Origin of the sequence: Sporomusa acidovorans, from assembly GCF_900101845.1 — a bacterium.
In the GTDB taxonomy this organism is placed as follows: domain Bacteria; phylum Bacillota; class Negativicutes; order Sporomusales; family Sporomusaceae; genus Sporomusa; species Sporomusa acidovorans.
In genome coordinates this window covers 185,241-211,107 of record NZ_FNAM01000002.1, presented here as the reverse complement: position 1 = coordinate 211,107, position 25,867 = coordinate 185,241, and the positions used below count along the sequence as shown (strand labels likewise).

20 protein-coding genes and 1 pseudogene are annotated in these 25,867 nt (G+C 47.9%); 19 read left to right on the top strand and 2 right to left on the bottom strand.

Annotated features, from left to right (window positions below; genetic code table 11):
- The first annotated feature begins 253 nt into the window (after positions 1–253).
- Together BLR65_RS03200 and BLR65_RS03195 are read left to right on the top strand one after the other, a co-directional pair.
- Positions 254–1,183, top strand: a complete 930-nt coding sequence (locus tag BLR65_RS03200) for an ABC transporter ATP-binding protein (RefSeq protein WP_093792414.1) — start codon at positions 254–256, stop codon at positions 1,181–1,183.
- Positions 1,183–1,932, top strand: coding sequence for an ABC transporter permease (locus tag BLR65_RS03195; protein WP_093792412.1), 750 nt, complete (start codon positions 1,183–1,185; stop codon positions 1,930–1,932). Before BLR65_RS03200 ends, BLR65_RS03195 begins: the two co-directional genes overlap by 1 nt.
- 42 nt (positions 1,933–1,974) lie before the next feature.
- Here the strand turns inward: BLR65_RS03195 and BLR65_RS29445 are convergent, their stop codons facing one another.
- Entirely contained in the window at positions 1,975–2,151 is a 177-nt protein-coding gene (locus tag BLR65_RS29445) for a hypothetical protein (protein WP_169716801.1), read from the bottom strand.
- A gap of 222 nt (positions 2,152–2,373) precedes the next feature.
- Between BLR65_RS29445 and BLR65_RS03190 the strand changes: the two genes are divergently transcribed.
- From BLR65_RS03190 to nifJ, 8 genes and pseudogenes are all read left to right on the top strand, one after another.
- Positions 2,374–3,615 carry a DUF445 domain-containing protein gene (locus tag BLR65_RS03190; RefSeq protein ID WP_093792410.1) on the top strand — a complete coding sequence of 414 codons (1,242 nt, stop codon included), beginning with the start codon at positions 2,374–2,376 and terminating at the stop codon, positions 3,613–3,615.
- Positions 3,612–4,868 carry a DUF445 domain-containing protein gene (locus tag BLR65_RS03185; protein ID WP_093792408.1) on the top strand — a complete coding sequence of 419 codons (1,257 nt, stop codon included), beginning with the start codon at positions 3,612–3,614 and terminating at the stop codon, positions 4,866–4,868. Before BLR65_RS03190 ends, BLR65_RS03185 begins: the two co-directional genes overlap by 4 nt.
- A gap of 173 nt (positions 4,869–5,041) precedes the next feature.
- Positions 5,042–6,229 (top strand): Na+/H+ antiporter NhaC family protein, encoded by a 1,188-nt coding sequence (locus BLR65_RS03180; RefSeq protein WP_169716802.1) that lies wholly within the window; start codon positions 5,042–5,044, stop codon positions 6,227–6,229.
- A 205-nt stretch (positions 6,230–6,434) separates the two neighbouring features.
- Positions 6,435–7,103: a helix-turn-helix transcriptional regulator gene (locus tag BLR65_RS03175; protein ID WP_093792405.1), complete on the top strand. Its 669-nt coding sequence runs from the start codon at positions 6,435–6,437 to the stop codon at positions 7,101–7,103.
- 250 nt (positions 7,104–7,353) lie between these two features.
- Positions 7,354–7,740 carry a RidA family protein gene (locus tag BLR65_RS03170; RefSeq protein WP_093792403.1) on the top strand — a complete coding sequence of 129 codons (387 nt, stop codon included), beginning with the start codon at positions 7,354–7,356 and terminating at the stop codon, positions 7,738–7,740.
- A gap of 13 nt (positions 7,741–7,753) precedes the next feature.
- Positions 7,754–8,962: a threonine ammonia-lyase gene (gene ilvA / locus BLR65_RS03165; RefSeq protein WP_093792401.1), complete on the top strand. Its 1,209-nt coding sequence runs from the start codon at positions 7,754–7,756 to the stop codon at positions 8,960–8,962.
- Positions 8,963–8,984: 22 nt separating this feature from the next.
- Positions 8,985–10,382: an amino acid permease gene (locus BLR65_RS03160; protein ID WP_093792399.1), complete on the top strand. Its 1,398-nt coding sequence runs from the start codon at positions 8,985–8,987 to the stop codon at positions 10,380–10,382.
- A gap of 61 nt (positions 10,383–10,443) precedes the next feature.
- Positions 10,444–13,730, top strand: a pseudogene (gene nifJ, locus BLR65_RS03155) (pyruvate:ferredoxin (flavodoxin) oxidoreductase).
- A gap of 92 nt (positions 13,731–13,822) precedes the next feature.
- Here nifJ and BLR65_RS03150 read toward each other — a convergent pair.
- Entirely contained in the window at positions 13,823–15,208 is a 1,386-nt protein-coding gene (locus tag BLR65_RS03150; protein WP_093792397.1) for a PhoH family protein, read from the bottom strand.
- Positions 15,209–15,459: 251 nt separating this feature from the next.
- Here BLR65_RS03150 and BLR65_RS03145 point away from each other — a divergent pair, with 251 nt between their 5' ends.
- The 9 genes from BLR65_RS03145 to BLR65_RS03105 all read left to right on the top strand — a co-directional run bounded on the left by BLR65_RS03145 (position 15,460) and on the right by BLR65_RS03105 (position 25,866).
- Positions 15,460–16,146: an NAD(P)-binding domain-containing protein gene (locus BLR65_RS03145; protein ID WP_093792395.1), complete on the top strand. Its 687-nt coding sequence runs from the start codon at positions 15,460–15,462 to the stop codon at positions 16,144–16,146.
- 229 nt (positions 16,147–16,375) lie between these two features.
- Positions 16,376–18,337, top strand: coding sequence for a methyl-accepting chemotaxis protein (locus BLR65_RS03140; RefSeq protein ID WP_093792393.1), 1,962 nt, complete (start codon positions 16,376–16,378; stop codon positions 18,335–18,337).
- A gap of 159 nt (positions 18,338–18,496) precedes the next feature.
- A complete protein-coding gene (locus tag BLR65_RS03135; RefSeq protein ID WP_093792391.1) occupies positions 18,497–18,763 on the top strand; it encodes a hypothetical protein in 267 nt (88 codons plus the stop codon).
- Positions 18,764–19,040: 277 nt separating this feature from the next.
- Positions 19,041–19,880 carry an ABC transporter ATP-binding protein gene (locus BLR65_RS03130; protein WP_093792509.1) on the top strand — a complete coding sequence of 280 codons (840 nt, stop codon included), beginning with the start codon at positions 19,041–19,043 and terminating at the stop codon, positions 19,878–19,880.
- Positions 19,881–19,894: 14 nt separating this feature from the next.
- Positions 19,895–21,310, top strand: a complete 1,416-nt coding sequence (locus BLR65_RS03125) for a CCA tRNA nucleotidyltransferase (RefSeq protein WP_093792389.1) — start codon at positions 19,895–19,897, stop codon at positions 21,308–21,310.
- A gap of 409 nt (positions 21,311–21,719) precedes the next feature.
- Entirely contained in the window at positions 21,720–22,817 is a 1,098-nt protein-coding gene (gene serC / locus BLR65_RS03120; RefSeq protein WP_093792387.1) for a 3-phosphoserine/phosphohydroxythreonine transaminase, read from the top strand.
- Positions 22,818–22,861: 44 nt separating this feature from the next.
- Positions 22,862–23,512 (top strand): histidine phosphatase family protein, encoded by a 651-nt coding sequence (locus tag BLR65_RS03115; RefSeq protein WP_093792385.1) that lies wholly within the window; start codon positions 22,862–22,864, stop codon positions 23,510–23,512.
- 260 nt (positions 23,513–23,772) lie between these two features.
- On the top strand, positions 23,773–24,846 hold the full coding sequence (locus BLR65_RS03110; RefSeq protein ID WP_143122480.1) for a tetratricopeptide repeat protein: 1,074 nt from the start codon (positions 23,773–23,775) through the stop codon (positions 24,844–24,846).
- Positions 24,847–24,858: 12 nt separating this feature from the next.
- On the top strand, positions 24,859–25,866 hold the full coding sequence (locus BLR65_RS03105; protein WP_093792381.1) for an aldo/keto reductase: 1,008 nt from the start codon (positions 24,859–24,861) through the stop codon (positions 25,864–25,866).
- Position 25,867 lies beyond the last annotated feature (1 nt).

Genomic DNA, 25,867 nt, shown 5'->3' with positions numbered 1-25,867 from the left:
TAATAAACAAGGATAGAAAGAAGCCTGCAAATCTTGCATAGGATTTGCAGGCTTTTGCCTTATTTTTCTCAAAAACCCTAGAAGGCTTCCGCTTTTGCCAACACACCACCCGCCTGCAAAATTCTTTAGCACGTTGTATATAGTTACATGCAGCATACCGGTTATCATAGTATAAGCACGGAGGAGGAAGGCTAAAGACAAATTTGGCTGCAAATGGTATGATTACATTAGTACAACCGGAAAGGATGATACTGTGAGCACAACCGTTGTCAAGGCGGAAAACCTCGGTAAGACCTATGGCGATTTTCGGGCGCTGAAAGGCATTACCTTTCACATCAATGCCGGCGAATGTTTTGGCTTTCTGGGACATAATGGCGCGGGTAAGACAACGACTATGCGCATGATGTACGGCATGTCCACGATCGAGGAAGGCCGCTTATGGTTATTTGGCGAGTCCTTCCGGCTGACGCCGCCGGCCCTTAAAGCAAGACTGGGCGTTGTCCCCCAGGAAGATAATCTTGATGATGATTTAAATGTTATGGAAAATCTCGAAGTGTATGGGATAATTTTCGGGCTCACACGTGCTCAGGCGCGGATTAGGGGCCAAGAACTGCTGACTTTTATGGGACTGGAAGATAAGGCACACAGTACAATTGAAAGTTTATCAGGCGGTCTGAAACGTCGTTTGGTAATTGCCAGAGCGTTGATGAACCACCCGGAACTTGTCATCTTAGATGAACCGACGACCGGTCTTGATCCGCAGGCGCGGCACCTGGTCTGGCAAAAGCTGCGCAGCCTTAAAGCCGACGGGGTAACGCTCATTCTGACGACACACTATATGGAAGAAGCTGTACAGCTATGCGACAATTTGGTCATTATGCACCAGGGGGTCATTTTAGCTGAAGGCAGTCCACAGTGCTTAATTGAGAAATTTGTGAGGGCTTATGCAATTGAGGTGCATTTGCCGCTGGCACAGGTACCGGCAGGGCTGGCCGACAAGGTAATATCCTGGGGCGGTGAAGTGATCCAGGTACTGGACGGATTGTTTTTCTATGCCGACGACGGGGAGGCCTTATGGAACAGTTTGGATGGCTGGGGAGTACCCCGGCATCTCTGTTTGCTGCGGCCGGCCAATCTGGAAGATGTGTTTTTGAAACTTACCGGTATGGGGGAAGAAGAATAATGGCAGCCATCAGAATATTTGCCCGTCATATGGCCGTATTTCGCAAAATCTGGTTCACTACTATTATGTTTAATTTTATCGAACCATTACTATATCTAACCGCGATGGGCTATGGACTTGGGACCTTTGTCCAGGATATGGAGGGGCTGACTTATCTTCAGTATATCGCGCCCGGCATGGTGGCTTCTTCCGCGATGTTTGCCGCTTCCTTCGAGTGCACGTATGGCAGCTTCATCAGGCTGCATTATCAGAAAACTTTTCAGGCTATGCTGGCAGGGCCGGTCAGGCTTTGCGATATCGTTGCCGGCGAGATACTGTATGCCACCTTTAAGAGCATGGTATTTGGTGTGGTAATTTTGTCCGTAATTTCGGCGCTGGGGCAGGTCCGGTCGTGGTGGGCTCTCGTTATTCCCGTATTTCTTATTATCCCGGGACTGGCATTTTCCCTGTTGGCTATCTGCTATACGGGGATAACCGCCAATATTGACAATTTTAATTACTATATTACCTTGTTTTTGACGCCGGCCTATTTATTTTCGGGTGTGTTTTTTCCGATCGATTCCATGCCCGGCTGGGCGCAGGCAGTGGCTTGGGTAAATCCGATTTTCCACAGCGTGGAAGTATGCCGGGCAATGGCCTTGGGAAACTATCACCCCGGCCTGCTGGTGCATGCCGGGGTGCTCGCGGTGCTTGCTGTTTTCTTACTGCCGCTGGCAGTTCGCTTACTGACGAAACGGTTGATCATATAAAAACAGCTTTTTTATGTAACCCCGGTGCACCCGGGGTGGATATTAATGATAGCTAAGGCGGCGTGCAGGCGTTTTAAGCCGGGTTATTTTAGGGAGCGTGTCTGAGACAAAAGTAACCCGCCCGCAAGTGCGGCAGTGAGTGGTACCGTACATGGTGTGGTCTAAATCTGCCTCAGGGCACCCGCTAATAGCATGCCATAGCCAGCGTATGATCGACATTGTCTCACCCCCTTTATTTTTAGTTTCATCTCATTGTACTCTGGTTGACCCATGATGGCAAAGGCCTGTGCATAGCAAAGGTTTTACTGGCGGCAGGTAACAGGTAATCATTCATGTTCATATCGTCAAATCTCACGAATTGGCCGATTATACGGCTGCTTTCAATAATTGTCAATTTGGCTTAGAATAGAGAGCAGGATATATAGGTAAGAAGGTGATAGGTTGGCAATCAATAATACGTATAAAGCGGGATTGACTTTAGCCGGGGCGGCGGCCGGATTTGTCCTAAGCTATCCCTTTCAGGCTACTTTCTGGGGCGGATTGATTCACAGTGGTTTTAGTGCGGCAATGGTCGGCGGTTTAGCCGACTGGTACGCAGTAACCGCTCTGTTTCGCAAGCCTTTGTCAATTCCTTATCGTACAGCCATTATACCCAAAAATCGTGACAGACTTTTTAATGCGATTGTCACTATGGTCGAAGAAGAAATTGTAACGGCGGCTAATATTAAGGAGACCCTGGAAAAGGCAGGGTTAGCACGGCTGATACTGGGCTGTGTCAACAGCGCTGATTCCCGGCGGCGCCTCTCCTTGTTCATAAAAGATTTAGCCAGGGAAGCAAATTATACAGTTGATGCCGGCCAGCTGGCAGCCGCGCTGGAGTTGCTGCTCGCAGAGCGGCAAAGCTATATACGGCTTGCGCCGCTCGCCGGACAAGCTTTGGAGTGGTCTCTTAACAAAGGGTTTGCCGACAAAATGACGGAACTGGTGATTAGCGAAATAAAGCAGTTGGCAGCTGACCCGGAACTTACCCAGTTAATTGCCGGGATATACAGTCAGGCGCTTCAGGCCTACGCAGTCAGAAACAATCAGCGTAAACTGGTAGGCTGGATATTGGAAAATCTCTTAAATCTTGATCCTATGGCAGTTGCCAGCCTCATCCAGGACAAGTTAATCGGTTTGCTGGACAAAGTGGAGTCCGGGCAGGAACACCCGCTCCGTCTTACGCTTAGGGAATGGCTGACGGAATTTGCCGGTAATCTGCAGCAAAACTCCGTACTTGCCGATCAGGCTGAGGCGGTGTTGCGGCCTTTACTGGTGAAACTGGCTGAGCATCTGGCTAAGATGCCGGCCGCTCATCCTGAACTTACTGTCAGCGGAATTACCTGGGCGGTGAAACAAACGGCAAAACTGGCAGACGAGGCGGTGGCTGATCCGCGAAAGACAGTTTGGTTCGACCGGTACCTGGCTGTTTGGCTGGCAAGATGGGTTAGTCAAAATCACGGGCAGATCGGCCAAATTGTCCGCACCTATTTAGAAAGCTTTAGCAATGAAGAACTGGTAGTCTATATTGAGGACAAAGTGCTTAATGATTTGCAGATGATCAGGATTAATGGTTCTATTGTCGGCGGGCTTGTCGGCATGTTGTTATTTTTGATCGCTTATTCGGCAGGGGTGAGGCTATGAAAGCGGTTAAACGACGGGCCAACGCTGTATTGGCTGCTGCTGCGGTTTTGTTTGTTATTGCGCTAATCCTAAAAATTCAGTATCCGGGCAATGATTTAGTCAACGCCCTGTTAACGGTGACCGAGGCCAGTTTGGCAGGCGGCGTTGCCGACTGGTTTGCCGTAACGGCATTATTTAGGCGGCCGCTCGGCTTCCCTTACCATACGGCACTTATTCCCCGCAACCGGGAGCGGGTTACCAGGGCGCTTGCTCATGCCGTTGAACAGGACTTTCTCAGCAAACAAGCCATTAAGGACCGGCTGAGTCAAGCCAATTTGTTGAAAAAGTTCATTGCGTATAGTCAGGCCATTTCGCTGCGGCCACTGATCAGGACGTTTATTGAGAAAACCATTATAGAATTGGTTGAGACCATTGATCCCCATACTGTTGGCAGACTGGGGGAGCGTGTATGTAAAATCATACTGAAGCGCCAGTCACTGGTGCCCCATGTAGCCGCCGGCATCTCCTGGGCGTTGCGGCAGGGAAAAGATAAGGAAATCTATTACCTGCTTGTGGATAAACTGGCCGACTGGGTAGGCCGCCCGCAAACCCGCGACGCTATTTGGGGGTATTTGGAACACATCGAAAAAGATTCTGCCAATAAGAGCTGGCTGGTCGCGTTGGTCACTGGGTTTATGGAGATGACGGACGGAATTAATTTGGACGATGCGGCTGACGCATTACATCAAGAGTTGATCAATTCTGTAGCTGAGCTTAGAAATGAACAGCATCCCGTACAGCTCTGGTTCCGGGATGAGCTTGGCGGAATTGTCGCCAAGCTGGAGACGCCGGAATGGACAAATGCTGTTGAAAACTGGAAGGATGGGCTGCTGTCCCGGCTTGAAATGGCTGAACCGCTGGCTGCCTTGACCGAAACCGTGCTGCTTGCCTGTAAGCAGCCTACGATTTACCGGGACTATGCCGTAGACTGGCTCACAGTTCAGGCGGCAAGCTATTGGCGGCAGTTTAAAGAAAATTCGCTGCTGCAAAGCCAGGCGGAGGACTATATAAAAATGCTTGTATTGAAAGTCGTTGACCGGGAACATGCTTTGATTGGCGAGATTGCCAGCCGGGCGTTAAATAAGCTATCCGATGAGGCTCTTAACCGGTTTATCGAGGATAAGGCCGGTGAGGATCTGGACTGGATTCGGATTAACGGTGTGATTATTGGCGGGTTGGTTGGGGCCGGACTGGCTGCTGCCAGATTTTTTTAGTAAAATTGTAGTTTTCCGGCCTTGAGAGGGGTGAATTCTTGGATACTTTGGCAGTTTTCTTACTTTTTTTTATAACTCTGATTTGCGGCATTTATCGGGGAGTATCCATACTCTATCCATTGCTTTTCGGACTCTTTTGTTTTACGCTGGTGGCTTTGCGCAGAGGTTATTTATTGACAGACTTGTTGAAAATGATGCTTACCGGTTCAAAAAAATCCTTGATTGTCATTAAAATTTTTGTTCTTATCGGTGTTATAACCGCAGTCTGGCGCGCTTGCGGTACGATTTCCTTTATCGTATATTACGGGATCCTGTTTATGAGTGCCAAATACTTTATTCTATCTGCCTTCCTTCTGTCTTGCCTGGTGTCTTTTTTGCTGGGAACCTCGTTTGGTACAGTCGGAACTATCGGGGTGGTGCTTATCGTGCTGGCCAAAAGCGGCAATGTAGCAATCAATATAGCAGCCGGAGCCATAATCGCCGGAGCATATTTCGGTGACAGATGTTCGCCGATGTCTTCCAGCGCCAATCTCGTAGCAGCTTTGACCAATACCAAGCTGTATATCAACATTGCCAATATGGCCAAAACGTCAATTCTGCCCTTTGCACTTTCGGTCATAGGCTATATTTATTTATCCTATCAAAATCCATTAACTTTTTATAACGATCAAATTAGCAATGAAATCGCAAGCTCTTTTGATATCAGCCTGCTGGTGTTATCTCCCGCGCTTATCATCTTGTTGCTTGCAGCTTTTCGGATTGATGTGAAGCTATCGATGACAGTCAGCATTCTGGTTGGTACGTTGATTGCTCTCTTTGACCAACATATTCCTATTTTTCAAATGATAAAATATATAGCTATCGGCTACAGCATGGAAAACAGCGGCTTCTTTGCCGAGATAATCAAAGGCGGCGGGTTATATTCCATGCTCAATGTTTCGCTGATTGTATTGATTTCTTCTGCCTATGCCGGTATTTTTCAAGGTACGGGTCTATTAAATCAAGTCGAAAAGTCTTTTGAAAGGCTGAGCCGGAAAATTAAGGTATACCCGACAAGCCTGGTAGCGAGCGTTGCCACGGCCGCCTTTAGCTGTAATCAGACACTGGCCGTTATGCTTACCCATCAAACGACTCGTAAGCTTTATGAAAACAGTCGCTTAAGCAACTATCAGCTGGCGCTTGACCTGGAGAATACGGTAATTCTTATATCGGCGCTCATCCCGTGGAATATTGCCGGAGCCGTCCCGGCGGTAGCCTTGTCGGCAGATGACGGCTTCATCCCTTATGCTTTCTATATTTTTTTAGTGCCGCTGACGAATCTGTTTATTCAGGATGATCGATTCATCCGGAGCGAATCATAAACGTGTGCCTGCTAGCCGTTTAAGAAACTTTTTTAGGTAAAGCTTTTGTTTCCTATATTTCTCTTTTAGAAAAAAAGATAGTGCTTACTAAAATGTGTGATAAAAAAATATCAGTAATTTTTTATCACACAGGAGGAATTTATTATTATTTATCGAATGTATGAAATATAAAAGTAATTCTGAAAATAGCAACAGGAGTTAAACTATGCAACCTAAAAAATTACTGGAAACGTATATTCCGTTAGTAAACTTTATTGCCGACATTATTGGTCCGCATTGCGAAGTGTTGTTACATGACGTTGCTGATGTGCAAAATTCGGTAATAGCTATTCGCAATGGCTATATGAGCGGACGGCAGCTAGGCTGTCCGTTGACTGACTTTGGCTTGGAACTATTGGAAAAGAAGGCTTACTTAAACCAAAATGCGGTGGTGAATTATTTGAGCCGCACGGCAAGCGGGGAAAAATTAAGATCTTCTACTTATTTTATTAAAGACGAAAACAATGAACTAATTGGCATGCTGTGCGTGAATATCCTTCTTTCACCGGATAGTACCGTTGTTAAGAATTTGGCGGACAAACTCATGAACGCTCTGTTAGTAAATAATTTGCCGGCAAATTCAGCTGTGGCCGAAGAGGAAAAAGTAGTGGAATCCTTGCAGTCCTCTATCGAAAATGTAGTGGATTCGGCAATCGAAAAAATTATTGGTCAATATGATATGCCGGTGGAAAGAATGTCCAGTGACGAAAAAATCGCGATTGTTCAAAATTTGAATGCCAACGGTATCTTTAAAATAAAAGGGGCTATCACTAAGGTGGCTAGTACGCTGCAAACCTCGGAAAGCACTATTTATAGATATCTATCTAGTAAATAGATAGATAATTTTTTGTGTTAATATAGTAATAAAAAATTACTGTAAGAATAATTTATTATAAAAATATTTAAATCAGCTTTGGCCAAGGTTGTTTTATATAGTCTAAATATGGCATAAGAGGTAACGGGCCCAATACCTTTGCTGCTGTATGGGAGGCAGGTAACTGCTTTTCGGATAAAAAGACTGAATGTTTTCACAACCTGACTATAAATAAAATATCTATTTACATTTAGACTCAGGAGGAATGAACATGAAAGACGTAATTGAAACCAAGCAGGCACCAGAGGCAATTGGCCCTTATTCGCAAGCGCGAATGTCAGGAGATTACCTTTTTACTTCCGGCCAAATCCCGATTAATCCCCAGACAGGTGCGATCGTTGCCGACGAAATTTCGGCTCAGGCTGCACAAGTAATGGAAAATCTTAAACAGGTACTAATTGCTGCTGACATGAGTTTTAATGATGTTTTAAAAACTACGGTCTTTATTACGGATATGAACAATTTTGCTGCTGTAAATGAAGTTTACGGACGCTATTTTACCGACAAATTGCCTGCACGTTCCTGCGTTGCTGTGGCCGGTTTGCCGAAAGGTGCCTTGGTTGAAATTGAAATGATTGCTTGCAACTGCAAAAAATAAGGAGATGCCCAACATGAATGTCTCACTGGCAGAAATAAAAAAAGCCCGGGAATTGCTAAGCGGGATTGTTTGCCGGACAGAATTGGCCTATACAAATACCTTAAGTGATATAACAGGCAATAAGATTTATTTAAAGATGGAAAATCAGCAGCGGACGGGGTCTTTTAAACTGCGGGGGGCTTACAATAAAGTAGCAAATTTAAGCAAAGACGCCAAGAAAAACGGAATTATTGCCTCGTCGGCAGGCAATCATGCCCAGGGGACAGCTCTTGCGGGCACACTCTTCGGCATTCCGTCTACCATTGTGATGCCGAAAAACGCTCCTTTGTCAAAGGTTAAAGCCACACGGGCTTATGGCGCCAGCGTGGTCCTTCACGGCTGCGTTTATGATGAAGCCTATGCGGAAGCGAGACGTATGCAAGCGGAAAAACAATTGACGTTTATTCATCCGTTTGATGATCCGCTGGTCATTGCCGGTCAGGGGACAATTGGCATGGAAATTTTGGAGGATTTGCCGGACCTTGAGGCTGTGGTTGTGCCTGTTGGCGGTGGCGGGTTGATTGCCGGCGTAGCTTTGGCTGTTAAAAGTCTTAAGCCACAGGTAAAAGTTATCGGTGTCCAGACCAAAAATATGCCTTCTATGGCCGAGTCAATTACTAGGCAAAGAATTATCACCTATAATGGCTGCCCGACTATTGCCGACGGGATAGCGGTAAAAACTCCGGGTGAACTTACCTTTGAACTTGTACAACGCTATGTCGATGAAATTGTGACAGTAGATGAAGAAGAAATCGCCGGTTCGATTTTACTTTTAATGGAGCGCATTAAAACAATTTCAGAAGGTGCGGGCGCTGCTTCTGTGGCAGCCGTGCTACATAGGTTGCCGGCATACCAAAATAAAAAAATAGCGGCAATTATTAGCGGCGGCAATATTGATGTCAATATGATGTCCCGCATCATCAATAAGGGCTTAACCAAGTCAGGGCGTAAAGTTGTGTTTAATATGATCATTCCTGATAAACCCGGTTCCCTGTGGCAACTGCTTAAATTGATGGCGGAAACAGGAGCTAATGTATTGACCGTTACCCATGACCGGGAAACCCGTGATGTTGCCTTAGGGCATGCGTCGGTTCAATTAGAGTTGGAGACTGCCGACCAGGAGCACATTGATGCCATTAAAAACCTTATGGAACAACATCAATATTGTGTAAATATTTTGTGATGAGCAGGGGGGAATAACGATAATGGAAGAAAAAGAGCTAACCCGTGGGCTAAAGGCTCGCCATATTGAATTGATTGCCTTGGGGGGAACCATCGGTGTCGGGTTGTTTATGGGATCGGCCAGCACGATTAAATGGGCTGGTCCTTCGGTGCTGCTTGCCTATGGTTTAGCGGGCATCGTAATGTTCTTCGTTATGCGGATTATGGGGGAAATGCTTTATCTCGAGCCTGTTACCGGTTCCTTTGCAACTTACGGACACAAATATATTAGCCCTTTGACAGGGTATATAACAGCGTGGTGTTATTGGTTTTTGTGGGTTACTGTCGGCATGTCGGAAGTTACGGCTATCGGCATTTATATGAATTATTGGTTTCCGGGGCTGGCGCAATGGATACCGGCGTTACTGGGCGTTGCCATTGTTGCCTCCGCTAATTTGCTGGCTGTTAAATATTATGGAGAATTCGAGTTTTGGTTTGCGCTGATTAAAGTTGCTACCATTGTGGCCATGCTGCTGATTGGCTTTGCTGTTATCTTTCTGGGGGCAGGCAATGGGGGGCAAGCGCTGGGAATTGGCAATTTGTTTAACAATGGCGGCTTTTTTGCAGGCGGCTGGCAAGGCTTTTTATTTGCGCTATGTCTGGTAACGGCTTCTTATCAAGGTGTTGAACTTGTTGGTATCACTGCCGGTGAGGCTGAGGACCCGAAAAACACGTTACGCCATGCGATAAAAAATATTATCTGGCGTATTTTGATCTTTTATGTTGGCGCGATTTTTGTGATTGTTACGATCTATCCTTGGAATCAAATCGGTACGATTGGCAGCCCGTTTGTTATGACCTTTGCCAAAGTAGGCATAGCGGCCGCCGCCGGTATTATCAACTTTGTCGTCCTTACCGCAGCCATGTCAGGCTGTAATAGTGGTATCTACAGTGCAGGGAGAATGTTATACACGTTGGCTGCAAATGGACAGGCCCCGAAATTTCTAGGGAAGGTATCCTCGAAAGGAGTTCCGGCCAACAGTATCAAAGTTACCATCGCCTGCCTGCTGGTGGGAGTCTTCTTCAACTATATTTATCCGAATTCCAAACTGTTTGTTTACATTTACAGTGCCAGTATCCTGCCGGGAATGGTCCCGTGGTTTGTGTTATGTATCAGTCAGCTTAAGTTTAGAAAAAAATGGGGAAAGGAAATGGATTCCCATCCATTTAAATCGCCGCTGTTTCCCATTAGCAACTATATAACCATTGTCTTTTTGTGCTTAGTCCTGGTCGGAATGTGGTTCAATGAAGATACTCAGGGCGGATTGATTGCCGGCGCGGTATTTTGCGCAATCATCACACTAGGTTACTACGCTCTCGGTATCGGGAAAAGGCAGCCGGCGGATAGAGCCTTAGACATGGTTGTTAAAGAAAATGATTAGGTAAGTACGTTGCATTTAGCTAACAACGCTGTGATTTCGAATGAGGGGATTTGTTTACATGATGAAGAGAAAAATGAAAACAATGGACGGAAATACGGCGGCAGCTCATGTTTCTTATGCATTTACGGATGTAGCCGCTATTTTCCCGATTACACCGTCCTCCAATATGGCCGAAAGTGTAGATGAGTGGGTGGCGCAAGGGAGAAAGAATATTTTCGGGCAAACTGTAAAGGTTGTGGAAATGCAATCCGAAGGCGGTGCCGCCGGGGCGGTCCATGGCTCATTGCAGGCGGGGGCCTTAACTACTACCTATACGGCATCGCAGGGGCTTTTGCTGATGATTCCGAATATGTATAAGATTGCCGGCGAACTGTTGCCTGGGGTTTTCCATGTTAGTGCCAGGGTTGTCGGGGCCAATGCCATTAGTATTTTTGGCGATCATTCCGATGTTATGGCTGCAAGACAAACCGGCTTTGCTTTGTTGGCCGCAAGCAGTGTTCAGCAAGTTATGGATCTGGCGGCTGTGGCCCATTTGTCTGCAATAAAGGGAAGAGTTCCCTTTCTGAACTTTTTTGATGGTTTTAGAACCTCACACGAGATCCAGAAGATCGAGATGTTGGAATATGACGAATTGGCTAATTTATTAGACTGGGATGCCGTAGACGAATTCCGGCGCCGAGGCCTCAATCCCGATCACCCGGCTTTACGGGGAACCGTGCAGAATGCCGATATTCATTTTCAGCAGCGCGAGGTAACCAATCGCTATTATCAGGCGCTGCCGGAGATCGTAGAAGCCTATATGGGGGAAATCACAAAACTTACCGGCCGGGAGTATCACCTTTTTAATTATTACGGCGCGCAAGATGCCGATCGCCTGATTATTGCGATGGGGTCCATGTGCGAGACTATTGAGGAAGTCGTCGATCATCTGAATGCTAACGGCGAAAAAGTTGGTTTGTTGACGGTTCATTTATACAGGCCCTTTTCTATTAAGCACTTCTTTCAATATATTCCCCGTTCGGTTAAAAAGATGTTACCTTTACGTCACTGTCTTTGGGCGACGACATCGATACTACGCCGGCGGGAACAAAGACATGTAAATTTTGGGGACTGGGCTCGGACGGAACGGTTGGTGCCAATAAAAGTGCCATTAAAATTATTGGCGATCATACCGCTATGTACGCACAGGCCTACTTTGCCTATGATTCTAAAAAATCCGGCGGCGTGACGATCTCTCACCTGCGCTTTGGCAAACAACCGATTAAGGCACCGTATCTAATTCATAAGGCTGATTTTATTGCCTGCCACAATCAGTCCTATGTGGACCGGTATAACGTATTAGAAGGGTTAAAACAGGGCGGCAGTTTCCTCCTGAATTGCACTTGGAATGAGCGGGAACTGGCGGAAAATTTGCCTACCGCGATGAAACGCTATATTTGGGAAAATAAGATTAATTTCTATATCATAGATGCTGTGGGCATTGCCCAGAAGATTGGCCTTGGCGGCAGGATCAATATGATCATGCAGGCGGCCTTCTTTAAAATTGCCGATATTATTCCCGTGGAAGAGGCTACTAACTATTTGAAAGAAGCGGTCCTCATGTCATATGGCAAGAAAGGCGACAAAGTGGTTGCTATGAACAACGCGGCTATTGACACCGGTGTAAACGCCAGTGTGAAAGTGCGGGTTCCCGCTTCCTGGGGAAATGTTCAGGCTGTTGAGGATAGGGAAAAGCCGGTCCCGGCATTTGTGAAAAATATCCTGGTTCCCATGAACCGCCAAGAGGGAGATGCGCTGCCGGTCAGTGCCCTGATTGCCGTTGAAGACGGTACATTTCCCCTCGGTACTGCCGCTTACGAAAAACGGGGGATTGCCATAACCGTGCCTGCCTGGCAGGCGGATAAGTGTATTCAATGCAACCAGTGCGCTTATGTTTGTCCGCATGCCGCCATTCGACCGGTACTTGTTGACGAAAAAGAAATGGCTAAGGTTCCGGCCGCCTTTGTGACAAAACCGGCTACCGGCATAAAAGATATGAATTTCAGAATGGCGGTATCACCGCTTGACTGCACAGGCTGTGGCAATTGCGCCCAAATCTGTCCGGCTCAGGAAAAGGCTTTGGTGATGGAACCGCTGGCGACTCAGCTGGGACAGGCGGAGCTATGGGAATATGCCTTGTCTTTAACTCCGAAACCAAATCCAATTAAAAAAGAAACTGTTAAAGGCAGTCAGTTTGAGCAAGCGCTGTTAGAGTTTTCCGGTGCTTGCGCGGGGTGTGGAGAAACGCCTTATGCTAAACTGGTGACACAATTGTTTGGCGACAGAATGATGGTAGCCAATGCTACCGGTTGTTCTTCCGTATGGGCAGGCAGCACGCCCTCTATCCCGTATACCACAAATCATTGCGGCCATGGCCCCGCCTGGGGGAATTCTTTATTTGAAGATAATGCCGAATATGGCCTGGGGATGCTGCTGGGTGTGAAACAGCTAAGAAATAAATTATCGCTGGATATTGAACAGGCCGTTCAACTGGATTTGGGGGATGAATGGAAGGCAGCGTGCAAAGAGTGGCTGGAACATAAAGATAGCGGACAAGGTACCCGGGAGAAGGCAGACAGGTTAATTGCCGAACTGGAAAAGGTAAAGAGTAATGAGCCGCTTATACGGGAAATCTACAAAAATAAAGACTTTTTGGTGAAACGGTCACACTGGATTTTTGGTGGCGACGGCTGGGCCTATGATATCGGGTTTGGCGGACTGGAGCATGTGTTAGCTTCAGGTGAAGACGTTAACGTGCTGGTATTTGATACGGAAGTATACTCCAATACTGGCGGTCAGTCTTCGAAAGCCACGCCAACGGCAGCTATTGCCAAATTCGCGGCTAGCGGCAAACGTACCGGGAAAAAGGATCTGGGAATGATCGCCATGAGTTATGGTTATGTCTATGTAGCGCAGATTGCCATGGGCGCCGATAAAAACCAAACCCTGAAAGCCATTGTGGAAGCGGAGGCCTATCCGGGACCATCGCTGGTTATTGCGTATGCTCCTTGTATCAATCATGGCCTGAAAGCAGGCATGAGCTTAAGTCAACAAGAGGCTAAACGAGCGGTCGATAGCGGCTATTGGCTACTCTACCGGTATAATCCGCAAGCGAAAGAAGCTGGGCAAAAAACTCTTCTAATCGATTCAAAAGAACCAACCATTGATTTTAAGGAGTTTCTTATGGGCGAAGTGCGCTATTCGTCCCTGCAAAAGCAATTTCCGGATGTGTCAGAGGTCTTGTTCGAGAAAACCAAGCAGGATGCCAGGGCGCGTTTAGAAAGATACCGGCAGTTAGCAGGCCGGTAACAATGTCGGCGGCCTGCTTTCATGGCAGTCCGTAGCCGTCGGGGCTCTAAACGGTTAATAGCACCAGACTCAGTTGAGTCTGGTGCTATTATTTATAGTCTGAGCGATGCCTCGGCGGCAAGCGGCGAGCGTTCACACTCATCATGGTTTAAGGTTACCTGGAAACAGAGCTTGCTGCCTTTCATTTTTTCGGCCGCATAGACCAGGCCATTAGTACGGCTGTCAAGGAAGGGATGGTCAATTTGTTCAGGGTCGCCCAGGAGAATGATTTTAGTGCCCAGACCGGGGCGGGTAATCACCCCTTTGGCCTGACGCGGTGTGGAGTTTTGCATTTCATCAAGGATAATCCAATATTTTTGGAGTGAGCGTCCGCGCTGATAAGCAAGTGCCTCTGTTTGCACAATGCGTTTGTCGAACAGCATTTGCACAGTGTCCTCGGCTTGTTCGATTTCCTTAGGTTCGGTCATCGAGTGGCCGGACATCAGAGTAAATAAGTTGTCGCGTATGGCCCGCATATAAGGATCAATTTTATCTTGCTCCGAACCCGGCAGGTAACCAAGATCTTCATCCATTGGTACATTAGGACGGCAGATTAAGAGGTGATGATAAGCGCGGGGACGGCAGTCCATATGATTATAGAGACCGACGGCGAGTGAGTAGAAGGTTTTCGCTGTACCGGCAGGCCCTTTAATAATAACAAGCGGCGCCTCTTCCGCGCTCAGCATAAGGCATTCTTGCATGAATACCTGGCCGACATTACGCGGTGAAACGCCGAAGGGGTTGCGGTTTCTGTATTTTAAATGCACAACTTTTTGACCGTCAAAACGCCCGAGCGCGGTATGGCGGTCTTTGTCCGTAGAGCGAATGAGCAAAAATTGATTCGTTACCAGATTAATCGGGGTCATTTTGTGGCTGGCTTCGTCAAAAGTCCGCAGACTGTCAGGGTCTAAGACATGAGTGTCATCCTGGTGGAATGCGTCGATAGTCGCCGATGAGGTATAGACAACGGCGCGGCCGGTATATTGTTCTTCCACGCTGGCAACCTTTTCATTGCGGAAGTCTTCGGCCTGAATACCCAAAATAACGGCTTTTACCCGCATGTTAGTGTCCCGGCTGACTAAGATGGTAGGCAAACTGTCTTCGAACAGCCCTTTGCATACTTGTAAAATCCGGTTGTCAGGCTTACTTTTATCCCAGTGTGGCGGCAATTGGGTGTCAAGGTGGTTGGCTTCAATGCGCATAAGCCCACCCTGTTCATTTATGGGAACACCGCTTAAGAGATCACCCAGGGTCCGGAATTTATCAATCATTCGGCTGACCAAACGGCTATTAGCGCCGCGTTCGCTGGTTTCAGACTTAAATCTGTCCAGTTCTTCAAGCACCACCTCGGGAATGATTACCGTGTGTTCATTGAAAGTAGTCATTGCATAGGGAGAGTGTAATAACACATTGGTGTCTAACACATAATACTTAATCAAGAAGCAATCCCCCTTTTTATTTACACGTTACTAAATAGAATGTGACAAATGGTTCGAAAGTGTAGCCTATATAGTAAATTGTACGGGTGGCAGGGCGCGAGTATGTTATCATTTTATTAATTTGGGATTAAAATTGTTAAAACAGGCTTCGCACCACCAGCCACCTGGAGGCATATATTACAAGAACCTACTGTATTGTATGAGTGATGGATAGGGAACGTAACCTAGTGTAGACGAGGTGCTTAAAACAAATGAAACAAATTGGATTAATCGGTGTAGGTCGCATGGGCCGGGTATTGGCAAGTAAATTATCCGGGTATGTCGAACTTAAAATTTTTGACCGTGACGACAGCCGCTTGCAGGTAGTATCGGAGGAATTGGGAATTCCGGCGGCTGCTAATTTGGAGGAACTGGCGAATTTGGGTACAATTATTCTGGTAGTACCGGATAGAGAAGTAATCAGCCTGATTAAAGATTTTAACCAGTTAAAGCAACCGGTTTCCATTATCAATGTTGCCACCAATGTTGCGCAACATGTGCTGGAATTAACTGCCGCAAAACAAGTTACATGTATTGGGGCAAAGTTTGTTGCCCAGGCCAGGGAAATGGCTGCGGGTGCCAAGCCTGTGATTATTGTTAATGAGCGCCCTGCCGAACTTGCGTTGGTGGCGCAGGAAATTTTCGCGCCTATAGGAAAAATCATGCTTGGTAATGCGGACGTTGTAACCTATATCAATACTCAGGCAGCCGAAAAAGCCTTAACAGCTGCTGTGCTGATTGAAGAAACGTTACGTTGTCAGCCTTATGCGAATGCGGAGGTTATAAAAAGTGCTATCCGCCAGGTTGCCGCCGGTATATTGAAGGCTTACGCGGATGACGACCTGGGGCCATTCGCCCGTGAAATTGTGAGGGCGATAAGAGCTAAGCTGCGAAAATGAATCTGTGAAAAGCAAAACACCCTGACCGGTGGTCAGGGTGTTTTCAGGCTGTACAAGACTTTTCGATGCCCAAGCTTAGCGCCCCGTCTGCAAAAATAGCTGGTGTGCGGTATCTGAAAAAGGGCGGTTGCGTTAGTGATGATTTCAATAATCGGAAAAATTAGAGGATTTTGAATTAACTTGTTGAATAATTCACAAAGTACTGGTTTTATAAGTAGGGGGGATAGATTTGCACAGTATCCAATTTAAACAATCAGTGTACACTGGAATTATTATCCTTATAGTAACCGTTTTATTGCTAACTGGCAGCAGTTATTTTCTTTCCAGCTATGCCGACGAAGTCAACCGGGAAGCTGCCATGCAGGGAGCGCTTGGTTTAAACATGGTGCTTGAGGACGCCAGGGAGCGGATGCAGGCTGTAGCCGGCGCGTTTGCAAGCCGGCCTGATATTTCCCAGGCCTTAGCGGCAAAGAATCCTGTTGTCGCTGCACAGGTGGTAAAGGGAATGAGCGGTCAGGGAAGTATTAGTTATATTCAGATCCTGGATAGTGAAGGCCGTGTGTTGGCGGTTGACGGGCAACACACAGGCAGTCAAGCAACGACAGGGTTTGCCCGGCAGGGGACGGCGGCTGCTTATTATGAGGCCATTCCCGGCCAAATGATCATGACGGTGGCGGTTGCGCCTGTGAAAGGACCGGATGACAGTATGCTCGGAGCCATTGTAGTAGGCTTTAACGTCAGCCAGGACACCGTTGTTGACCGGATAAAGGCTGCTTATAAAGTGGATGCCACAATATTTGCCGGCGATACGCGAGTGACAACAACCATAGAACAGGAAGGCAAGCGGGCAGTTGGTACCAAGCTGGACCCAAAACTGGCTGCCGTTATTCTTGAAGATGGTCAGCCATTCAGCGGAGCCGCCAACATACTCGGTATGCCTTATGTTACGTATTATCAACCTATTCTTGACAGAGAACAAAAGCCGATTGGCGTACTGTTTGCGGGAAAATCGGAAGCGGCGGCTGATGTCGTGCGCAATAGAAGTCTTGTTACCCAGGGGACTGCAGGACTTATTGTTTTTATTTTAGGGGTTATGTCGTCTATCTGGGCCGCGCGCAAGCTGACCAGACCGCTGCGGCAGCTTGAGGTGTTAATGGAACATGCCGGCCAGGGCGATTTAACTGTGAAGGCTGAGGTTACTTCTCAAGATGAAATTGGGCGTTTGACCCAGTCGTTTAATAAGATGATCCGCAACCAGGCAGATCTTGTTAGTGCCGTATCCCGGGCCAGTCAGGATATTGCCTCGGCCTCGGAGCATTTGGCGGCATCAAGCGAACAAATGAGTTCGACAGTCAATGAAGTAGCCAGTAATGTGGGGCGGGTGGCTAATAATGCTCAAACAGGCGAGGCGGCTGCCAAGACGGCGGCTGAGGTGCTTGCGCGGCTGGCTGAACTTATTACTACGGCCAAGGAGCGGGCCCTGTCCGCTCAAAATACGTCTGCCGTTACTTCACAGGCAGCCACAACCGGGCAGTCGACGGTAGCGGGAACAGTAGCTAATATCCAGGGGATGCAGACGAAAATTCAGGAAACGGAGGAATTAATTAACCGGCTAAATGAGTACTCCCACCAAATTGGCGTGATAACGGAAACAATAACCGGTATTGCTGCGCAAACGAATCTGCTGGCACTTAACGCGGCAATTGAGGCGGCTCGTGCCGGTGAGGCCGGACGCGGGTTTGCGGTGGTTGCCGAAGAGGTGCGTAAGCTGGCTGAACAATCCGGCCAGGGAGCGCAGGAAGTAGCGGCACTGCTGGGAAAAGTTACGGTCAGCACCGCTGCTGCAGTAGAGGCTGCACAGCATAGTCATTCTGGGATGGACCAGGTCGTAAAATCAACAGATGAGGCCAGTGACGCTCTTGTTAGTATCTTAACCGCTGCCGCTGAAACGGTTACTGATATTAATAAAATTATGACAGTTGCGGATGATGAAGTAGCAACATCAGATCAGGTTGTGGCGCTTATCAGCAGCCTGTTGCAGGGGTTGCAAGAAACCGCCGGGCTGAGCAAAGAGGTTGCGGCAGCAGCGGAACAGACAGCCGGTGCGGTGGAAACCGTGGCAGCCAGTGCGGAACAGCTAACCAGTATGGCGGCTGAACTAAAGAGCATAATTGTAAAATTTAACGTGTAAGAATAAAAAAGACGGTGAATGTCAATCAAAACATTCGCCGTTCTTTTGGTATATCCCAGTCATAATGAAATAGAAGATGAGTTCTTGGTCCGGCTCCGGTAGCAACCAGACAAATGTCTGCATATTATGTAACAGAGAAGGTGGAAAGGAGGAACTTAGATGGCCGGTAAAAGACGTCCTTATTGGGAAGAACCTGAAATTGACGACTGGGACGATGACGAGGAGGATTGGGAAGAAGAGTCCGGTGCGAGAAGTGACAGACAAGTACTGCCTTTTGTTATTGGGTTAGGGCTAGGGCTGGGATTCGGGTGCCGTCCGCGGCGGTACTGCTATCCCCGTGATTGTTATCCCCGTTATTATTGTTATCCTCGTTCCTATTGCTACCCCCGTTATTATTGCTATCCCCGCCCGTGCTACCCATTATAATAGATGTAGTTGGCTTCCGAAAGGAAGCCAACATTTATTTAAGATCATTAAAGGCGTCCTGTATCAAGGGTCGGCCGGTTGAAATGCACGGAAAATATAGTTGCGGCAGGGGGTGAGTCGATTGCAGTTCATTATGGCCGGATTGTGCTCCTAATGCTATAATAACATTCATGACAGGATTGCTATATGGGACTTTTGGACTAGGCAGTACGGAGTCTGGCAGGAATTTACCATTTTTATGTGGAAAAAAGATACATTATTGCTGAGTGAGGGTGCTATGATCTCAATAAAAGGTTTAGTAAAAAAATATGGTGAGCGTACAGCTGTAAATAATTTGAATTTGACTATTGAGCCGGGCGAAACGTTCGGTTTGCTTGGACCAAACGGGGCGGGAAAAACAACCACAATACGAGTTTTAACTATGCTTACCCGTCCCACTGTCGGCGAGATACATATTTATGGCTATTGTCTGCCACAGGAAGAATTGGCTGTTAAGGCGGTTATCGGCGTTGTGCCTCAGCACTTTAATCTTGATACGGATTTAACCGCCAGGGAAAACCTTAACCTGCACGGCCGCTTGCACCATATGCCCAAGATTGAGCGGCAGCAGCGGATTGAAGAGTTATTGGAGTATGTCGAACTGCAGGAACGGGGCAATGATATGGTGAACACCTTTTCCGGCGGCATGAAGCGACGGTTGATGATTGCGCGGGCATTGCTGCACAAGCCCAAAGTGCTTTTCCTGGATGAGCCTACTGTGGGACTAGACCCACAGGTCAGAAGGCGGCTATGGGATCTGATCCGCCGGTTGAATGCGGACGGCTTAACTGTACTATTGACTACTCATTATATTGAAGAAGCGGAAAATTTGTGCCAACGGGTGGCCATCATGGAAAAAGGGCAATTGATCGCGCTTAACACTCCTACGGCACTATGTAAGCGATTAGGCGGTTATGTTGTAGAATGGACCGAAAGCGAGGGAACACAATACCGCTTTTTTGCTAGCCGGGCGGAGGCTGCTGAATTTGCCGGTACACTGGCCGTTAATGCAACATTGCGGCATACTAACCTGGAAGATGTTTTTGTTGAATTAACCGGTCGCAGGGTAAGTGGCTAGAGGAGCAAGTTGCTATGAAAACGGCCAGAAAAATTATGGCGGCACTTAGCGCCGCCGGTCACGAAAGCTATATTGTCGGTGGCGCTGTGCGCGATATGGTGCGGGGTGTCCGGCCTGCCGATATCGATATTGCCACGAGCGCTATGCCTGAGCGCATAGTAGAGATTATTGGGCAACAAGGCTGGAAAGCCATCATGGTCGGCGTGGCGTTTGGCGTAGTCGTAGTCGTGGCTGCCGGCCGCAGTTATGAGGTAGCCACGCTGCGCAGTGAACAATATGGCCGTGACAGCCACCGGCCTGAGAAAGTCATCTTGGGGGTAAGCCTTGCCCAGGATTTAGCCAGAAGGGATTTTACCATCAACGCGATGGCGATGGATTCCACCGGACGGCTTATTGATCTGTTCGGGGGACGGGACGATTTAGCAGCCGGGATTATTCGGGCTGTCGGCGATCCGCGGGAACGGTTTGCGGAAGATGCACTGCGCATGTTCCGGGCGGCTCGCTTTGCCGCCCGTTTTAATTTTACGCTGGAAGGCCGGACATTAAAGGCCATACCGGTGGCACTAGAGCGGGTAAACGGATTGTCTGTCGAACGAGTTCGTAATGAAATCGAGCAAACCCTGTTGGCTGAATTTGCTTCCCACGGTCTTGACATTATGCTCAAAACAGGCTTGCTGGCGGCCTCTTGCCAGGCAAAAGAGCAGGGACAGATTTTTTCTTTGCCGATATTGCCCGAACTTAGCCACCTTGACGGGGTGCCGCAAAATCCCTGTTATCACTGCTATGATGTCTGGCACCATACACTGGCGGTTGTTGACCTTGCGCCACCTTCCCCGGTGCTTCGCTGGGCGGCACTCCTTCATGATATTGCCAAAGGCTGGCCGGAAGTACGGACTCTAAACCGGCAAGGTCAGCCGTCCGACCCTGGGCATGACCGCAAGGGGGCAGCCGCGGCTGCGGTGATTTTAGACCGTCTAAAGGTTGAACGGCAAACGGTGGCACAGGTGACCTGGCTGATCCGTCACCACCTGTTTTTACCGGCACTCGCAGAAAAGGCAGTTATCAAATGGCTAAAACGCTTGAGCCGGGATTTTAAAAAAACAGGAGAGTTGGAAGCGGCATTATTGCAGTTGTTTGAGCTGCATGAAGCCGATCGACGCGGCGGGCATACTCAGCCTGATTTGGCCGGATTAATGGCAGTGCGGGAAATGGTACGATCTGTTATGGACCGTATTCCCTTTTTTCCGGATCAGCTTACGCTCAGCGGCCGGGAGATTGCGGGCAAGCTGGGAAACGGCCCGGAAGTCGGCCGCTTTCAGCATAATTTGTTAACCAGAATCCAAGCCGGTCAGTTATGTAACAATTCGGCTGCGTTAATGATGGCACTTGACGCCCGGGTACGGCGTTTGGCCAGGAAAACGCGAGAGTGATTTTGCTGGTTTTTGTACAAAATACACTTGACTGCCGGTAGCGCATATTGTATAATCGAAACCAAGTTAAATAGCTTCTGCACGATGAACAGGAAGTTGATTGTTAAGACCTTCAGAGAGCCGGCGGCTGGTGTGAGCCGGTGCGATTAACAGTAAATTCCGCCTGGGAGTGGCTGATGATGAATCTGACGGGTCCGCCCGGTATAGCGGCAAGAGTTGGCTGAAAAGCAACCTGGGTGGCAACGCGGGAGAATGCTCTCGTCCCTATAGCGGGATGAGGGTTTTTTTATTTTTCTTGTCTCACCTATTGCTGGCAGCTTGAACCTGGGTGGCACCGCGGGATTTCTGTCTCGCCCCGATAGTTTTTATTTGGGGCGAGACTTTTTACTTAATTTTATGAGGTGATTTTGTGAATAAGAATAGTAAACGAGCTTATAATTTTAATGCCGGACCGGCAGCTTTGCCGCTGGTCGTTCTGGAAAAGGCACAAGCAGAACTGCTTGATTTTAATGGTACAGGTATGTCTGTCATGGAACTTAGTCATCGCGGCAAAGATTATGAAGCCGTGCATAACCGGGCCATTGAACTCTTGAGGGAGCTAATGGCAATACCCCAGGATTACGAGGTTCTTTTTCTGCAGGGCGGCGCCAGTCTGCAATTTTCTATGGTGCCCATGAACTTTTTGGCGGCAGGAAAAAAGGCAGGCTATGTTATGACCGGCTCCTGGTCGGAAAAAGCCTACGCCGAAGCCGCGAAGCTGGGCGAGGTATTTGTGGCGGCTACTGCCAAGGAAGGCAATTATCGCCGGATACCGGCTTGGGAGGAAATAAGCTATGGTGCGGATAGCGCTTACCTGCATATTACCTCCAATAATACGATTTTCGGCACCGAATGGCAGGCCTTCCCCGATACAGGCGCAGTCCCCCTGGTTGCCGATATGTCCAGTGATATTTTGTCAAAACCGTTTGCTGTGAAAAAATTTGCGCTTATTTATGCCGGCGCTCAGAAAAACCTGGGACCGTCCGGTGTAACTGTTGTCATTATCCGCCGTGATTTCTTAGAACAGGCTAATAAAAATTTACCGACAATGCTGTGCTATGCAACCCATGCCAAAAATAATTCTATGTATAATACGCCGCCCACTTTTGGCATTTATATGATGAAGCTGATGCTGGAATGGGTTAAGGCGGAAGGGGGAGTGCCCGCTATTTATAAACGCAACCGGGAAAAAGCCGCACTTATTTATGACGCCATTGACGCCAGCAACGGCTTTTATGTGGGGCATGCCCAGCCTGAGGCCCGGTCATTGATGAATATCACCTTCCGTTTGGCCGAAGAGGAATTAGAAAAGAAATTTTTGGATCAGGCCAAAAAGACCGGATTTGTAGGCCTTAACGGTCACCGTTCTGTCGGCGGCTGCCGGGCTTCCAGTTATAATGCCGTACCGTATGAATCCTGCCAGGCACTGCGTGATTTTATGCTTGCCTTTCAGAAAGAAAATGCGTAAACTTTATAGATGCACTATATAAAAAAAACATAGAGGAGGAAAACATGGCAACAACCCGCTTTATCTTAGTTCGTCACGGGGAAACAACCTGGAATAAAGAAGGACGTTACCAGGGGCAAATTGATACACCGCTTACGCCTTTTGGTCGCCAGCAAGGTCAACTGGCTGCCGCAGCCCTCAAAGATGTCCCTATTGATGCTTGCTATGCCAGTCCGCTCAGCCGGGCTGTTGATACCGCCATGATGTGTGTGGCGGCCCACGGTTTGCCGGTAAACACCGATAACCGTTTACTGGAGATTAATCATGGCGAATGGGAAGGCCTTCTTAGTGACGAGGTCGGTAAAACGTATCCCGAACTCCTTGTCCAATGGAAAACTACCGTAGTGGGAGTTACCATGCCCGGACCGGGCGGTGAAGATATTACTGCTGTTCGCGACCGGGCGATGGCTGCTTTTCGTGAGCTGGCCGCCAAGCACCAAGGCCAGACCGTACTGGTAGTGGCCCATGATGCGGTCAACAAGGCGGTGCTATGTGATATTTTAGATATTGATCTCACTCATTTCTGGCAGATCAAACAAGATAATACCTGTATTAATGTATTCGAATACCAGGACGGCAAATGGCGGTTGGTGCTTATGAATTCAACGACTCACCTTGGTTTTTTGTACAGCGGTATTGAGCAAAAAGGCTTATAAGGGAAAAAGGCGGGATTGCCACTTTAGCGTGAAGCAATTTCGCCTTTTGCATCTATGACAGCTAATAAAGATTTGCATTGGACAGGGGGGCAACGCTTGACTGTTGATTTATACTAGCGTCCTGCCTGTAAATCTTTATTGGAGACGGTATAGTGGTTTCCCCTGATATTTTTGGCAGGAATTGCAGGGATTGTAATACAAATCGCGAACATAACCTAGTAGTTAATAATAATTATAAACTCAATAAAGGAGTTGTGGATATGCATCAAGATAACGGTTGTAATGAGACTGGTTGCGGGCCGTCCTGCGACTGTGGTTGCTCCGGGTGCGGCTCTGTTGAGGAAAGTCAATTTAGTCAAAATATGCAGGCACTTTACGATGCCGGACAAACAGCGGATATAGTGGCAGCCTGCAATAAAATACTGGCTGAAGAGCCGGACAATAGTGATGCCTATTTTTGGCGGGGTGTAACGGCTGCTGTAGCCGGTAATTTTGAACTGGCCCTGACCGATTATAACAAGGCCATTGAACTTAATTCCCGCAAAGGGTCTTATTATTCTTATCGCGGCAGTGCATATGCTATGCTTGATGACATAAAAAAGGCGATCCTGGATTATTCTCAGGCGATGCTGTATGCCCCCAACGACTGGATGAATTATGCAAACCGTGGCGTACTCTACCTGAATAATGGCATGTTTGAGCATGCGGTTGATGATCTTACAAAAGCGATTGAGTTAGAGCCGGAGGATATGGGTTCTTACATTAATCGGGGGGACGCTTTTGTTGGCCGCAATTTATATTCAGTGGCCATTGCCGATTATAATAAGGTGATTGAACGGTTTCCGGAAGAAACCAATGCCTTGGCGAAAAGAGGGCAGGCCTATTTTGAAATAGGTCTTAACGAGGAAGCCCTGGCCGATTACAATAAGGTAATTGCTTTGGAGCCTGATAATATGCAGGCGGTTGCTATCCGCGCTTCCATCTATATGGGACAGGGAAAACCGGATGAAGCGGTTGTCGACTTTACCCGCGTGATTGCTGCCGATCCTACTGACGGCAGACCCTATTTTTTCCGGGGAATCGCTTATGCGACCAAAAAGGATTATGGTGCGGCTATTGCCGACTTCAGCCATGCGGTTGAACTTAATCCGGATAATGCCCTGGCCTTTTATAATAAAGCACTATGCTGCGAACTGGAACAACGCACCGATGAAGCGATCGTTGCTTATAAAGCATTTTTGGCAATTGCCAAGCCGGACACGGCGGAAGCCAAACATGCGCGTGACCGTTTGCAGGCATTAGACAATAAAACCGACAGATCTAATTTGCAATAGGGGGAGTAACAGATGGAAAAAAGAAGATTGGGTCGTACCGGACTCATGGTAACACCGATTAGCTTTGGCGCGTTGCCGATGCAACGCTGTACGATGGAAGAAGCGGGCGAAGTGCTGCTTGCCGCTTTGGCTGCGGGAATTAACTTTTTTGATACGGCCAGAGCCTATACGGACAGTGAGGCCAAAATCGGCGCCTATATAGCGGGGCGCCGCAACGAATATATACTGGCGACAAAAAGCATGGCCAGAACTAAAACCGCTATGGCCGAAGACATTGAAACAAGTTTGGCTACGATGAAAACCGATTGTATTGATATCTATCAGGTGCACAATGTTAAAACCGAACAGGATTGGGAAGGCGTTATGGCGGCAGACGGAGCACTGGCCGCATTAAAAGAGGCCAAAGCGGCCGGAAAAATTCGTCATATTGGCATAACCGGCCATAATGTGGACATCCTGATAAGGGCGGTCAAAACCGGCGAATTCAGTACGGTGCAGGTTCCCTTTAACTGTGTGGAGCAGCGGGCCATGAGCGATTTGTTCCCGCTGGCAAGGTCGCTGGATGTTGGCATTATCGTGATGAAACCCTTAGGAGGGGGCCTCATTGACCAGGTTGATTTAGCTTTGCGGTTTGTATTGCAGCAAAAAGATGTTGTAGCGATACCTGGTATGGACAGGGTCGAGCATATTGCCCAAAATTTGGCTCCTGCCAAAAACTTTAAGCCACTTACTCCGGAAGAGACCGCTAAGCTGGAAGCCCTCGCCAAGGAACTTGGGCCTAATTTTTGCCGCCGCTGCGGCTACTGTATGCCTTGCGCTGCCGGCATTGATATTCCCCAAATGTTTATTTTCCACTTACAATATACAAGATATGGTTTAAAGACTGCGATTCCCAAGCGGTACCAAGCTTTTAAGGTCAAAGCCTCGGCGTGTATCGAATGCGGGGAATGTGAGGCCCGTTGTCCTTACAGTCTGCCCATTCGCGAACGGATGAAGCAGGTGGCCAAAGATCTCGGCTAGA